Annotated in this window: 13 protein-coding genes; 9 read left to right on the plus strand and 4 right to left on the minus strand. The window is 66.8% G+C overall.

All coding sequences use genetic code 11. The features are described 5' to 3' along the window. Nucleotides 1-82: 82 nt before the first annotated feature. The 9 genes from QNO06_RS09410 to QNO06_RS09450 all read left to right on the plus strand — a co-directional run bounded on the left by QNO06_RS09410 (nt 83) and on the right by QNO06_RS09450 (nt 10,985). Nucleotides 83-1,027: an FKBP-type peptidyl-prolyl cis-trans isomerase gene (locus QNO06_RS09410; RefSeq protein WP_227911392.1), complete on the plus strand. Its 945-nt coding sequence runs from the start codon at nt 83-85 to the stop codon at nt 1,025-1,027. Between the two features lie 80 nt (nt 1,028-1,107). After that, a complete protein-coding gene (locus tag QNO06_RS09415) occupies nt 1,108-1,503 on the plus strand; it encodes an FKBP-type peptidyl-prolyl cis-trans isomerase (protein ID WP_227911393.1) in 396 nt (131 codons plus the stop codon). Nucleotides 1,504-1,592: 89 nt separating this feature from the next. Then, nucleotides 1,593-3,557: a helix-turn-helix transcriptional regulator gene (locus tag QNO06_RS09420; protein ID WP_227911394.1), complete on the plus strand. Its 1,965-nt coding sequence runs from the start codon at nt 1,593-1,595 to the stop codon at nt 3,555-3,557. A 43-nt stretch (nt 3,558-3,600) separates the two neighbouring features. After that, complete coding sequence (locus tag QNO06_RS09425) at nt 3,601-3,936, plus strand: hypothetical protein (protein ID WP_227911395.1); 336 nt, start codon at nt 3,601-3,603, stop codon at nt 3,934-3,936. 33 nt (nt 3,937-3,969) lie between these two features. Further along, a complete protein-coding gene (gene tatA / locus QNO06_RS09430; RefSeq protein ID WP_227911396.1) occupies nt 3,970-4,272 on the plus strand; it encodes a Sec-independent protein translocase subunit TatA in 303 nt (100 codons plus the stop codon). Between the two features lie 5 nt (nt 4,273-4,277). Beyond that, nucleotides 4,278-5,105: a twin-arginine translocase subunit TatC gene (tatC, locus tag QNO06_RS09435; RefSeq protein WP_227911397.1), complete on the plus strand. Its 828-nt coding sequence runs from the start codon at nt 4,278-4,280 to the stop codon at nt 5,103-5,105. A 65-nt stretch (nt 5,106-5,170) separates the two neighbouring features. Next, nucleotides 5,171-8,020 carry a DEAD/DEAH box helicase gene (locus QNO06_RS09440; RefSeq protein WP_227911398.1) on the plus strand — a complete coding sequence of 950 codons (2,850 nt, stop codon included), beginning with the start codon at nt 5,171-5,173 and terminating at the stop codon, nt 8,018-8,020. 47 nt (nt 8,021-8,067) lie between these two features. After that, complete coding sequence (locus QNO06_RS09445; protein WP_227911399.1) at nt 8,068-9,726, plus strand: amidohydrolase; 1,659 nt, start codon at nt 8,068-8,070, stop codon at nt 9,724-9,726. A gap of 530 nt (nt 9,727-10,256) precedes the next feature. Beyond that, nucleotides 10,257-10,985, plus strand: coding sequence for a polyprenol monophosphomannose synthase (locus QNO06_RS09450; protein ID WP_227911400.1), 729 nt, complete (start codon nt 10,257-10,259; stop codon nt 10,983-10,985). Between the two features lie 112 nt (nt 10,986-11,097). Here the strand turns inward: QNO06_RS09450 and QNO06_RS09455 are convergent, their stop codons facing one another. The 4 genes from QNO06_RS09455 to QNO06_RS09470 form a co-directional block, all read right to left on the minus strand. Then, nucleotides 11,098-11,445: an RNA polymerase-binding protein RbpA gene (locus QNO06_RS09455; protein WP_227911401.1), complete on the minus strand. Its 348-nt coding sequence runs from the start codon at nt 11,443-11,445 to the stop codon at nt 11,098-11,100. Nucleotides 11,446-11,731: 286 nt separating this feature from the next. Continuing rightward, a complete protein-coding gene (locus tag QNO06_RS09460) occupies nt 11,732-12,703 on the minus strand; it encodes an SPFH domain-containing protein (RefSeq protein ID WP_227911402.1) in 972 nt (323 codons plus the stop codon). Between the two features lie 75 nt (nt 12,704-12,778). Continuing rightward, nucleotides 12,779-13,303 (minus strand): NfeD family protein, encoded by a 525-nt coding sequence (locus tag QNO06_RS09465; protein ID WP_227911403.1) that lies wholly within the window; start codon nt 13,301-13,303, stop codon nt 12,779-12,781. A gap of 243 nt (nt 13,304-13,546) precedes the next feature. Beyond that, nucleotides 13,547-14,383 (minus strand): putative RNA methyltransferase, encoded by an 837-nt coding sequence (locus QNO06_RS09470; protein ID WP_227911404.1) that lies wholly within the window; start codon nt 14,381-14,383, stop codon nt 13,547-13,549. Between the last annotated feature and the right edge of the window lie 36 nt (nt 14,384-14,419).

Below are 14,419 nucleotides of genomic sequence, written 5' to 3' on the forward strand. Positions count from 1 at the left end.
GGTTAGTGTGGGGCCTGTTGCGGTCCGGATAGCGCCATGCCCCGGTTCCACACTGATCATGTCCACCACTGAAAGAAGTACTGTGCGTAAAGTACTAGCGATACTCCTGCCTTTCCTGCTGTTCCTGACCGCCTGCTCCGGCGGCGACGGCAATGACAGCGGCCCGCTGTCCTCCGTGAAGATCCAGGGGGGCGAAGAAGGCACCGCACCCACGGTCGATTTCGACAAGCCGCTCAGCGCGGACGAACCCACCCTGACACGCATCAACGATGGTGACGGCAAGGAAGTGGCAGCGGACCAGACCGCAATGCTTCGCCTGGCGATCATCAACCCCGAAGACGGCTCGCTCGTCGATGAAAGCTACACCGCGGAGGATGCCCAGGGCATCGCCGTGGACGAGGCCCTGAAATCCTCCAACTCCCAGCTCTACGACGCCCTGCTCGGCGCCCACGTCGGCTCCGACTTCGCCTACTACGTTCCGGGCGACGAAGAAGCCGGACTTGAAACCAATTTCCTGGTCTTCACGGTCATGGACGCCGTGGATACCGTGCCCTCCCTCAGCCAGGATGAAGCGGCAGCACGCAATGCCGAAGGCACGCTGCTCATGAGTCCCGAAGACGTTGCAGCCCTGGACAGCGAAGGAAAGCTCCCGCAGGTCAGCTTCGGAGAAGACGGCACGCCGTCGATCACCATTCCCGAGGGTGTGGAGGAACCCGACCGCCTCATCGTGAAGGTCCTCGAAGAGGGCGACGGTCCGGTGCTCGAATCCACCGGCACGGTCAAGGCCGCCTACCTGGGCGTGGGCTTGCGGGACGGCAAGACCTTTGATTCCAGCTACGAAAGCGGTGAGCCGGTGGAGTTCCCGCTGGCCAACGTGGTGTCCGGCTGGACCTACGGCCTGGCCGGCCAGAAGGCGGGCTCAAAGGTCCTCCTGGTCCTGCCGTCCGAATTGGCCTACGGCGATCCAGCCCAGAGCGGCCCTTCCGGCCCGCTGGCCTTTGTAGTGGACATCCAGGAAGTCAAGTAGCCTTAACACCTGACTCACCAGACTCACCAGACACACCAGACACACCAGACACACCAGTTGTACCGATGCGAGGAGCACCAATGTCATTCGGAAAGCGTGAATACGACCGCCAGAAGCCGGAGATCGATTTTCCGGCCCACGACGCACCCACGGACCTCGTGATTGAGGATCTCGTAGTCGGCGACGGCCAGGAAGTGAAGGCCGGAGACACGGTTTCCACCCATTACGTGGGCGTGGCCTTCTCCACCGGCGAAGAGTTCGATGCCTCTTGGAACCGCGGCGCTCCGCTGGACTTCCGGGTAGGCGTGGGCCAGGTCATCCAGGGCTGGGACCAGGGCCTGCTGGGCATGAAGGTCGGCGGCCGCCGCCGGCTGGAAATCCCGGCATCCATGGCTTACGGCGACCGCGGCGCAGGTTCCGCCGTGGCTCCGGGCGAGTCGCTGATCTTTGTGGTGGACCTGCTCGGCGTCCGCTAGCCCTGCGTTCCGGCGGCGCCGGCCTCCGACATGGAGGCCGGCGCCGCCTTTCTTCGTCCGGCGGCACGGAAGGAAGGTAGATTAGCTCCGTGTCCGCCAAGAGAACCGAACGCCTGCTCAACCTCGTTATTGCGCTGCTCTCCACCCGCAGGGGCTTCACCAAGCATGAACTGTTCGAGGAGATCGAACTGTACGGAGAAGCCGCCACGCCCGAGGCCCGCGAAAAACTCTTTGACCGGGACAAGGCCTTCCTGCGCGAGCAGGGCATCCCGGTGGAGTCCGCCAGCGAGGAATACGAGGACAACACCGTCCAGCGCTACCGGATCCGGCACGACGCGTACCGGCTTCCCGGCGTCCAGTTCACCCCGGAAGAGTCCGCGGTCCTGGCCCTGGCCGCCCGGATGTGGGACCAGGCCTCGCTCGGCTCCGCGGCAGCACGGGCACTGCGCAAGCTCCAGGCCCGCGGGGTCCTTCCCGACGACGCCGGCCGCATCCCGCTGCAGCCGAGCATCCGGACCAATGACCCGTACTTCGATGACATCTGGCGTGCTGCCACCACCCGGGTCCCGGTAACCTTCAGCTACCGCGCGTCCGGGTCCGACACCGTTTCGGTCCGCCGGGTCCAGCCCTGGGGGATGGGCAGCCGCTTCGGGCACTGGTACCTAGTGGGGTACGACCTTGACCGCCGTGCCGAGCGGATCTTCCGGCTATCCCGCATGCAGGCACCAGTGCGGCTGCGTCCGGGCAGCTACACCGTGCCCGAAGACTTTGACATCGATGCTTCGCTTGCTTCCCTCGATGATGTCTTCACCGTCCGCCCGGCTGAGGTGGAGCTGCTTCCCGGCACCGGCACGGCCCTGCGGCTCCAGGCACAGTCGGTGGTTCCCGGTACGGGAGGCCGGGACAGGCTCCTGCTGCAGGTGCGCGACCTCGACTCGCTTGCCGCCGACACCGCCGCGCTCGGGGCGGCCGCCGTCGCCGTCGACCCGCCCGAATACGTGGACGCAGTCCGCAACGCGCTCACCGGCGCCCTCGAAGCCCAGCGCCGCCCGTTGCCGGAATTCACCCTGGCGGAACAGTCCGCACCGGCCCGCCGACCGGGATACGGCGCACAGGACCACCTCACCCGGCTGCTCGACCTGGTCCCGTACGTCCTGGCCAACCAGGGTGCGGACATGGACGAAACAGCTGCCGCCTTCGGAGTGAGCAAGGAACAGCTGGCCAAGGACCTGGACCTTTTGTTTGTCAGCGGGCCCCGGCATTACCCCAACGGGTTGATGGACGTCAGTTTCGATGACGACCGGATCTATATCGAGAACGCAGACAACCTCTCCGAGCCGGTGCGCTTCGGCATGGATGAGGCCGCAGCGCTCATTGTCGGGTTGGACACGCTGTCCGCGCTGCCGGGCATTGGTTCCTCGGCCGCAGTGGCAGGCGCCGTCGGGAAACTGACGGAAGCTGCGGGCGAAGCCGGGGCCGTGGGCACGGCCGTGGCGGCACGCCTTGACGACACCGCCGGGGCAGACGTGCTGGTTGAACTGCAGCAGGCCATTGCCGGTGCCCGTCAGCTTGAGTTGCGGTACCTGGTTCCGCGCCGGGACGAAGTCACCCTCCGCACGGTTGATCCGCGCCGCCTGTTCTCCGTGGACAACATCTGGTACGTGGAAGCGTGGTGCCACCGGGCCGAAGCGCTGCGCAATTTCCGTGTTGACCGGATCCTCGGTGTCCGGGACACCGGCCCTGCCCTCACCCATGCACCCGAGACGGATGCGTCCTTCCCGGACAGCCTGTTCACGCCCGGCCCGCAGGACACCTTGGTCACACTCGTACTGGACCCGGCCTCCCTGTGGGTGGCTGAGGCGTACGACGCCGAGCGCCGGGCCGCACTGCCGGACGGGCGCACCGCGGTGGAACTGCGGACGGCGGACGCCGCCTGGATTCCCTCCTTTATGGGCAGGCTTGGCGGCGGGGCGGCGGTTGCTGCACCGGCTGAACTGCGCGAGGCGGCGCAGTCCTGGCTTGAGGAAGCTGCCGGAAACTATCCGGCCGGCTAACGGGCAGTCCGCCACGGAATACATACTCCACTATGCTGGAACTATGCCTTGGTGGTCCTGGATACTGATTTGGCTTGCCCTCGCGGCAGGCGCGGCGGGCTTTTATGCCCTCATTGGCTACCGGCTGTTCCAGCGGTTCCTCAGTGTCCTCCGGGAAGTCGAAACCGCCACGGCCAAGTTCTCCCTGCGCACACCGGACACCGTTCCGTCCATGGTGGTCGAGGATGAAAAGCCTGGCATCTTCACGGAACCGGCCGCCGCCCGGAAGTCCTACGAAGCGGGCAAGACCGCCCGCCGCCAGGCGCGCCGGCAGCGCCGGGTTGAGCGCCGCACAGCCAAAGGGCAGCCCCGTGCATGGCGCGACTTCCCGGAACTCTGACATAGGATTGTTGTTTAACGAAAGGACAACGCCATGAGGCTTGAAGGCTGGCAGCTTATTGCCATTATCGTATTGGCCATCCTGCTCTTCGGCGCTCCGAAGCTGCCGGGACTGGCAAGGAGCGTGGGCCAGTCCCTGCGCATCTTCAAATCCGAGGTCCGCCAGATGAAGGACGACGATCCCAAGGCCCCCGCGGATCCGATGGAAGGCCGGGTGGTCAACCCCGAGCAGCAGCCCAAGGCTGCCGATCAGACCTTCTTCCCCGGGCAGACCCCGCCGTCGGGTACTCCGGGCGGTTCCGCCGGCCCCGCGGGTAACCCGCCAACCAGCCGCTAGCAGCCGTGGCGCTGCGCAAAGGGCGCAAATCCAACCCCGAAGGGCGGATGGCGCTCAAGGAGCACCTGCGGGAGTTCCGCAACCGGCTCTTCAAATCCGCCATCGCCGTGGTGCTTGGCACCGTGGGCGGCTTTTTCCTGTACCTCCCTGTTTTCGAGGCCCTGACCAAGCCGCTCATTGACGCGGGCAACAGTGACGGCCGCTTCACCACGATCAACTTCGAGGGTGTAGCCACCCCGTTCGACCAGATGATCCAGGTCTCCGTCTTCGTCGGCCTGCTCGTCTCCAGCCCGGTCTGGCTGTACCAGGCCTGGGCCTTCATCACACCGGGCCTCAAGCGCAAGGAACGACGGGCGGCCCTGGGGTTCTTGGCAGCAGCCGTTCCGCTCTTCCTTGCCGGCGTGTACCTGGCCTGGCTGATCCTCCCCAACGCCGTGCGGGTGCTGACCGAGTTCACGCCCGAAGGCGGCTCGAACGTTATAACGGCGTCGGTGTACCTGGCGTTTGTCCTGCGGCTGCTGCTGGCCTTCGGCATCGCGTTCCTGATCCCCGTTTTCCTGGTCGGGCTGAATATCGCCGGGCTGCTGCGGGGCAGGACCATCATCAAGTACTGGCGGATCACCGTTTTCGTGATCTGCCTCTTTGCGGCCATGGCCGCGCCGGGCGCCGATGCCCTGAGCATGTTCTATCTGGCAGCCCCGCTGCTGGCCCTGTTCGCGCTGGCCGTGGTCCTGTGCCTGATCAACGACCGCCGGCGTGCCCGCCGGGAGACCGAACGTGAAGCCGCGGTCGAAGCCGATGCGGACAAAGCCACCCCCATCGACAAACTGTAGGGCCGCCGTGTTCGCCCACCGGCGATATGGCATCGGGCAGTTTGCATAGAGCATAGGCTGGGTACATGACTTCTCCTTCGGAGCGGTACCTTGCCGCAAAACAACGTTCCGAACACGCTAAGACGGAGCTGGGGGTCTTTGAGCAGTCGCTGGGCTTCGAACTGGATGCTTTCCAGTCCGAGGCCTGCCGCTCCCTCGAGGCCGGCCGCGGGGTCCTGGTAGCTGCACCCACCGGTGCCGGCAAGACGGTGGTGGGGGAGTTCGCCGTCTACCTTGCCTTGCAGAAGGGCCTGAAAGCCTTCTACACCACCCCCATCAAGGCCCTGAGCAACCAGAAATACACCGAGCTGGCAGCAGCGTACGGCAGCGGACGGGTGGGCCTGCTCACCGGTGACACCAGCATCAACCCCGACGCCGACGTCGTGGTGATGACCACCGAAGTGCTGCGCAACATGCTCTACTCCAACTCGGAGACCCTGATGGACCTGGGCTACGTCATCATGGACGAGGTCCACTACCTCGCCGACCGGTTCCGCGGCGCGGTCTGGGAGGAAGTCATCATCCACCTGCCCTCCGACGTCCAGGTGGTCTCGCTCAGTGCCACCGTGTCCAATGCGGAGGAATTCGGCGCCTGGCTGGACACCGTCCGCGGCTCCACCGATGTGGTGGTCTCCGAGCACCGTCCTGTTCCGCTGTGGCAGCACGTGATGGTGGGCCGGGAGATCTTCGACCTGTTCGAATCCGACGTGTCCTTTGACGAGGCGGCAGACGAATCACCCGGCATCAAGGAACGCTACCGGGTGAACCCCGAGCTGATGGAGCTGGCCCGGGCTGAGTCACGGGTCAGCCAGCGCGGCCATTGGGGCGGAGCCCGCGCGCGCGGCGGGCGCAGCGACCGGCACCGCGGCGGCCGTCCCGGCGCACACGGGCAGGCCGGACCCCCGATCACCCGGATCCAGCGTGCCTCCCGCCCGCAGGTCATCGCCCAGCTGGACCGCAACGGCCTGCTGCCGGCCATTACCTTCATTTTTTCGCGCAACGGCTGCGAGGCCGCCGTCCGGCAGTGCGTGGACTCGGGCCTTTGGCTCACCGATGAAGAAGAGCGCCACGAGATAGCGCGGGTGGTGGATGAAGCCACCCAGGACATCCCCGAAGACGATCTGGAGGTGCTGGGCTTCTGGACCTGGCGCGAGGGATTGGTCCGCGGGTTCGCCGCCCACCACGCGGGGATGCTGCCCACGTTCAAGGAAGTGGTGGAACGCCTTTTCGCCGCCGGCCTGGTCCGCGCCGTGTTCGCCACAGAAACCCTGGCGCTGGGCATCAACATGCCCGCCCGGTCCGTGGTGCTGGAGAAACTGGATAAGTTCAACGGTGAAGCGCACGTTGACATCACCGCCGGTGAATATACCCAGCTGACCGGCCGCGCGGGGCGGCGGGGGATCGATGTTGAAGGCCACGCGGTAGTGCTGTGGCAACCCGGCACGGACCCGGCCGCCGTCGCCGGCCTGGCGTCCCGGCGCACCTATCCGCTGAACTCCAGCTTCCGGCCGACCTACAACATGAGCATCAACCTGATCGCCCAGTTCGGCCGCGAACGTGCACGGGAGATCCTTGAGTCTTCCTTCGCACAGTTCCAGGCGGACCGTTCCGTGGTGGGCCTGGCCAAGCAGGTGCGCTCCCGCGAGGAGTCGCTGGCCGGCTACGAAAAAGCCATGACCTGCCATCTGGGCGACTTCAGCGAATACGCTGCCATGCGGCGCCAGCTGTCGGACCTGGAAGACGCGGCGTCCAAGGTCCGGGCGCGGAACAAGCGCAGCTCCGCCGCGGCGTCGCTGGAAAACCTGCGGCCCGGCGACATTGTCTACATCCCCGGCGGGCGTAATTCCGGCCATGCCGTGGTGCTGGACGTGGATGCTTCCGCCCGCGAGGTACGGCCGGCGGTACTGACCGAGGACAAGCAGATCCGGCGCATCAGCTCTGGGGACCTGGATGGTCCGCTCGAATCCGTGTCCCACATCCGGATCCCCAAGTCCTTCAACTCCCGCTCACCCAAGGACCGCCGGGACCTCTCCGCGTCGCTGCGGAACGCCCTGCATGACCACCGGCCGCCGCGCCCCGCCGCCGCCCGGGCCAACGAGCTGCGCACGGCCGGAACGGAACGGCAGGAGAAGGCCATCGCCGAACTGCGCCGGAAGCTGCGGGCCCACCCCTGCCACGGCTGCAGCGAACGCGAAGACCATGCCCGCTGGGCCGAGCGCTGGTGGAAGCTGCGCCGGGAGACGGACAACCTGGTGGGACAGATCCGCGGACGCACCAACACCATCGCCAAAACCTTCGATCGGGTGTGCGATGTGCTGAGCCGGTACGGATACGTTGCGGTGGACGGATCCGGGACCGCCGGGGTCACGCCCGCCGGGCAGAAACTGCGGCGCATCTACGGTGAAAAGGACCTCCTGGTTGCCCTCGCCCTGGAAAACGGCGCGTTCGACGAACTGGACGCTGCAGAGCTGGCTTGCCTGGCCACCGCGCTGGTGTACCAGGCCAAGCGCGAGGAGCGCGGCCTGCGCCCGAAAATGCCCAGCGTCTCGCTCGAAGTGTCCGTGGATGCCGTCATCCGGCAGTGGTCTGAGCTGACGGACCTGGAAGAAGCCACGAAGCTGCCGCTCACGGGCGAGCCCGAGCTGGGCCTGGTCTGGCCCATGTACAAGTGGGTCAAGGGCAAGCACCTCCAGGTGGCCCTGAACGGCACCGAGTTGGCGGCAGGTGACTTTGTACGCTGGGCCAAGCAGGTGATCGACCTGCTCGACCAGCTCGCCAAGGTGCCCGACCTTCCCTCCGCAATGTACCGGCGCCTCCGCGAGGCCATTGGCCTGGTGCGCCGCGGCGTCGTCGCCTATTCAAACGTCGGCGACTAGCCTCCTTCCGCTTCCCCCAACAGTTTCTACAGAAAACAGGTGAGTCCTTGAACGGCAGTACCATCCCGAGCGCCCCGAAGCTGACGCTCTACCGCAACGGCTCGGTCTACAGTGCCGGCGATCCCTTTGCCACCGCCATGCTCGTGGACGGCGACACCATCGCCTGGGTGGGGTCCGAGCAGGCCGCCACCTCCATCCAGGACAGCAAGATGGATGTGGTGGACCTGCACGGAGCGCTGGTGGCCCCGGGTTTTGTGGACTCCCACGTGCACGCCACCGAACTGGGCATGTCCCTGGCGACCCTTGACCTGAGCGGCTGCACATCGCTGGCGGACCTGCTGGAGGCCGTCAGCCGGTATGCCGCGGCCAGCAGCGGGTTGATCCTGGGTGCGGGCTGGGACGAGTCCCGCTGGCCGGAACGCCGTTTCCCCACGGCGGCGGAACTGGATGCCGCCTCCGGCAACCGGCCCGTCTATCTTTCCCGCAGCGACGTGCACTGCGCCGCCGTATCCGGAACACTGGCGGCCAATCTGCGCCTGCAGGAGTACGACGGATGGGACAACGGTTTTGTGGTCCGCGCCGCGCATGAGGCTGCGCGCACCGTGTCGCGGAGCGCCGACCCGGCCCAGCGCTCGGCGTTCCAGCGGGCTGCCCTGAAGCACGCCGCTTCCCGCGGCGTGGTGGCCGTCACTGAAATGGCCGCACCGCACATTGCTCCTCCGGAGGATCTGCGGCAACTGCTGGGCCTGGACGGTGCCCCGGCCGAGGAGCCGATGCCGCAGGTGCTGCCTTACTGGGGCCAGCTGGTGGAAACAGAAGCCCAGGCCACCGGGCTGATGGAGTTCTTCGAGGGCAGGCTGCTGGGCCTGGCCGGGGACCTGAACATTGACGGGTCCTTCGGTGCCCGCACCGCGGCCCTGCGGGAGCCGTACACCGACCGGTCCGATACCCGCGGGACGCTGTACCTCACACCGGAACAGGTGGGCCGGCACCTGGAACTGATGACGCGGGCCGGACTGCAGGGCGGCTTCCACGTGATCGGAGACGCGGGCATGGATACCGCGCTGGCAGGCCTGCGCCTGGCCGCCGAGGCACTGTCCGACGCCGGCGGCGAAGCGGCCCTGCGCGCCGCCCATCATCGGCTCGAGCACGCTGAAATGACTGATGACGCGGCCATCGCCGAGCTGCTGCGCTTCGGTGTCACGGTCAGCCTGCAGCCCGGCTTCGACGCCGCCTGGGGCCACCCGGGCGGCCTCTACGAGCAGCGGGTGGGTCCGCGCCGTGAGGGCATGAACCGCCTGGCTTCCCTGCTGTCGGCAGGAGTGCCGGTGGCACTGGGCTCCGACACTCCCGTCCTTCCCCTCGATCCGTGGTCCGGGGTCCGTGCTGCCGTGGCGCACTCGAATCCGCGTGAACGCGTTTCCGCCCGGGCCGCATTCATCGGGCACACCCGTGCCGGCTGGCGTGCAGCGGGGGAGAAGAACTTCATGCGCGGCCAGCTGGCTCCCGGCGCACCGGCTTCCTTCGCGCTGTGGGAGGTGCAGGAACTGATGGTCCAGACCCCGGACGCCAATGTGTCGGCCTGGAGCACCGATCCGCGGGCCGGAACTCCGCTGCTGCCCGCACTGGACAACGGTGACGAACCCCGGTGCCTGCAGACGGTCCATAACGGCAACGAGCTCTACCGCGCCCCGGACCTGGCCTAGGTGGTAAATTCACAGTCCCGCCTGGGCCCGGCCCTGACCTGCGGTGATACCGGAAACGTCCTAGTCAGCGGCCGCATTGACAGCGGGAAGCGAGGACGTAGGCTATGACTACTGCAGTCGGGACCGGCCGTTTGGGGGACATGCCGGGCACGGCGCTGGACCTGTTCCAGCCCGGGCCCTGTGCACTGCCCCTACGCGTTTCCGGTTCTTCGGCTGCCACGGCCCCGTTCAGCGCGTGCCGGGGCGAAAGTTCCGCGGGCGGCTGGTGACAGGGCCTTGCACCACAGCAATCGGGTGGGTTCAACCGTCAGTAGAAAACAGGCCCGGCGCCGTCCGGTACTGGCCCGAAGACGGCAGGACCCGCCCGATTGTGCGTGCCGCACCGCCTGTCCCCGGTCCGGGCCCGGCTGTGACCGGGCTCCCGCCGGAGCACGCCGGCCGCGCGCTCCCATATACTAGGTAGTCAGCCGGGGGAGCAACCCCGTCTAGCCCGCCAACAGCGCGGCGTGCGTCCACGAAAGGCTTACCGAGTGCGTGTCCTGACCATCATCCCTACTTACAACGAGATTGAGTCCCTTCCCAAGACCCTCACGCGGCTGCGGAATGCGGTGCCCGACTCGGATGTACTGATTGCGGACGATAACAGCCCGGACGGCACCGGCGACTACGCCGATGAGGTTGCTGCCAAGGACCCGAAGGTGCATGTACTGCACCGTAAGGGCAAGGAGGGCCTGGGCGCCGCCTACATTGCCGGGTTCCGCTGGGGCCTGGAGCGTGGTTATGACGTGCTGGTGGAGATGGATGCCGACGGTTCGCACCGTCCGGAGGAACTGCCGCGGCTGCTTGAAGCTTCCAAGGCCGGTGCGGACCTGGTGATCGGCTCGCGCTGGGTTCCCGGCGGTTCGGTGGTGAACTGGCCGTTGCGCCGCAAGCTGCTCTCCCGCGCCGGCAGCACGTACTCGCGCCTGATGCTGGGCATTGCCGTCCGTGACATTACCGCCGGCTACCGCGCGTTCCGCCGCGGCACGCTGGAACAGCTGGACCTGGGTGCAGTTGAGTCCGTCGGCTACGGTTTCCAGGTCGATATGACCTTCCGCGTGGCACGGCTGGGCCTGAAGATCACCGAAGTGCCCATCACCTTCGTGGAACGGGAATTCGGCGCCTCGAAGATGAGCGGCAACATTGTGGTCGAGGCCATGACCAACGTGACCCGCTGGGGACTCACGGCACGATGGAAGAAGCTCACCGGCCGGTCCTAGTCCCCGGGCCCAGACGCAAAAAAGCAGGGCGGCTGCCGATTGGCAGCCGCCCTGCTTTTGCGTGTCGACTATGTCTGCGCCGGCCGGTACGTTGCCGTACCGGCGAACCGGGTCAAGCGCTGGTGCGCTCTCCGCGGCGTTCACGCAGGATGTTCAGCCGGTCCTGGAGGATGGTCTCAAGCTCCTCGATGCTGCGGCGCTCCAGCAGCATGTCCCAGTGCGTACGCACCGGCTTGTCGTTGCTGGTGTCGGGCTTCTCGCCGTTGACCAGGAGCGCTTCCTTGCCGGTCTTGGAAATCCAGACCGGCGGAATGTCCGCTTCGGCGGCGAAGGTTACGAAAACACGCTCGCCATCCTCGCAGCGGTATTCCACCCGCTGGCGGGGAGCCGGCTCCACACCGGATTCGGTCTCCATGCTCTGCGCACCAAGGCGCATACCCCGCAGGCTACGATCGCTCATCTTTTCTCCCTCTTCAATCCGCTGGATCCGCTGGCGGATCCTCTGTTGTGCCGGCGCCGGGCCGGTGCTCTTTCCGGTGCTGTTGCCGGTTCTGATGCCGCTTATCTGCACGCTGCCGCCCCTGCGGGCGGTCCGGCCGGCGGCCCCTTCCGCCCTCACAGTTCTTACAACGCCGACGGCGCTGCTGCTGTTCCCGGCGGCGGTCCCGTATCGGCGCCGCGGCCATTGCCCGGCAAACAACCTATTGTACCGGTACCAACCGCCGATCGGCGAACACAGGGGAGGGTCAGGCCACCCCGGCTGCGTCCGCTGCGGGCCCCGACCCGTTCTGCACGGGGGAGCTGCCGTTGGTGGAGGAGTGCTTTTTCGCATCCGGTACGAAGTCGCCCAGGGCGCTGCCCACACCCTTGAGCGCCTCACCGAGTTCGCTGGGGATGATCCAGACCTTGTTGGACGTACCTTCGGCCAGCTTGGGCAGCGTCTGGAGGTACTGGTAGGCCAGCAGCTTCTGGTCCGGGTTGCCCTTGTGGATCGCGTCGAAGACCTTGGCGATGGCCTGGGCCTCGCCGTCCGCCCGCAGGATCGCAGCCTTGGCGTCGCCTTCGGCGGCCAGGATGGCTGCCTGCCGGCGCCCCTCGGCCGTGAGGATCTGCGACTGCTTGGAGCCTTCCGCGGTCAGCACGGTGGCCCGGCGTTCACGTTCGGCACGCATCTGCTTTTCCATCGAATCCTGGATGGTCAGGGGCGGGGCAATGGTCTTGAGCTCCACACGCGAGACACGGATGCCCCAGCGGCCGGTGGCCTCATCCAGCACGCCGCGCAGCTGGCCGTTGATCTGGTCGCGGGAGGTCAGCGCCTCTTCCAGGTTCAGGCCGCCCACTACGTTGCGCAGGGTGGTAATGGTCAGCTGCTCCACACCCTGGATGTAGTTGGCAATCTCATAGGTGGCCGCCCGGGCGTCGGTGACCTGGAAGTACACCACGGTGTCGATGGAGACCACCAGGCTGTCCTCGGTAATGACCTGCTGCGGAGGGAATGACACCACCTGTTCACGCAGGTCCAGCAGCGGCAGGAGCCGGTCCACGAACGGGATCAGGATAGTCAGGCCGGGATTCAGGGTCTTCTGGTACTTGCCCAGCCGTTCAACCACCCCTGCCCGGGCCTGCGGGACAATCTTTACAGCCTTGACGAGGATGACCAATACAAAGATCACCAGCACGGCAAGAACAACTACTAGGACGCCGGTTCCGGTACCCATGTTCCCCCCTTTGGGATTTGGCAGAATCCGCGGATCCTGCGGTTGGTCCGGCGGTGGTGCCGCCGGCACGATTAGTTAGGTTGTTTTGCGGCGGCCCGGTTCCGGGGTCTTTCCGCTTCCGGCGGGCCGGTCCGGGGTATTACCGGCCGAAGCCTCGACGACGGCGGTGGCGCCTTCGATCCGGGCCACCCGTACCTGCGTCCCGGCCGCCAGCGTATCCCCGGCGGCGCTGCGCGCGGACCAGGTTTCCCCGCCGATCTTCACCGTGCCGGCGAGCCCGGTCACGGGCTCCAGCGTCAGCGCCGGCCCGCCGACGAGACGGTCTATGTTGGAGAGCTGGTCCTTGCTGCTGTGCTGCAGATGCTTGAGTGCCAGCGGACGCACCAGTGCGATCATCAGCACGGACACCAGGGCGAACACTACAACCTGCAGGAACAGCGGGGCACCGAGCAGCGAACTGAGCATGGCCGCCAGCGCACCAACGGAGAGCATCGCGAAAAACAGATCCAGAGTGAGGGCCTCAATAGCGGCGAAGCCCAGGAAAAGCACCAGCCACAGGGCCCAGCCGTAGCTGAGCATCCATTCGTAGACTTCCTGCATCCGTTATCCCCTTTTCTTTCGGATGTTCGTTCGGATGTATCCGCGTGTAGTCGGGCTCCGGCTTTACCGGGTTGCTCCGCTGTGGCCCGGGCGTCGCGCGGGGCGTCTTGCCGGTTGGTGCGGCGGTCCGGGTGTGCGCGGGTTCTCCCGGCGCAGCGGCGCGTTGAGATCATTCTGCCCGAAGAGACGGTACAGACCTAGGGATAACCGTGCCGGTTGGGTAACGTTTGCGTCCCGCCCGGGCTAGCGGGCCCGGAAGAGTTGCAGGGAGAACGACGCGGTTACCCCAAGTGGCAGGGCAAAGCCCGCCACGGTGCGGTCCAGGGCGGCCGGATCCAGGTGCCGGGCAGAGGGGCCCATGAGGGCGACGTTGCGCAGGTCCGCGGCCTCAAGCTGCATTTCGTAGGTGCAGCGGACCGTGTCCAGCGGCGTGAACCACCGCTCCATTGCGGCGGCAACCCGTTCCGTTTTTTCCGCCCCGATGTCCAGCATCCCTGCTGCGGCGCGGATCTGCTGCAGATGGTCCGGGCCGGGGGTGACCACAGCCAGCACGCCGCTGGAGTCCAGGACCCGGCGGAACTCGGCCGGGTTCCGCGGTGCGAAGACATTCAGGACCACGTCCACCGAGGCATCCGGGAGCGGAAGCCTGCGCCACACGTCCCACACCAAGGCGTAGGAACCGGGCAGGGACCGGGCAGCACGGCGCAGCGCAAATTTGGAAATGTCCATTGCCACGGCGGCTGCTCCGGGAAGGGCCGCCAGGACCTCGCCGAGGTAATAACCCGTGCCGGCACCGGCGTCGAGCACCGTGGCAGCGTTCGGGGCCGCCGGGGAAACCAGCCGGGCCAGCTCCGCAGCCAGGGGCGCGTAGTGGCCGGCGGCGAGGAAATCGGCGCGGGCCTGCACCATGGCCGCAGTGTCGGCCTGGAACTTGGTGCCGGCACCGGTGAGGAGGTTGAAATAGCCCTGTTTGGCGGCGTCGTACCGGTGCCCGGCCGGGCACGCAAGGGTCCGCAGCGCGGCGTCGGGCTCGAGGGTGCTGCCGCAGACGGGACACTCCAGGGGCGGCAGGGAAGGCATAAAACCATCCTAAGGCGGCAGTTGGCCGGGGACGGC

The sequence above is a fragment of the Arthrobacter sp. zg-Y20 genome (assembly GCF_030142075.1).
In the GTDB taxonomy this organism is placed as follows: Bacteria; Actinomycetota; Actinomycetes; order Actinomycetales; family Micrococcaceae; genus Arthrobacter_B.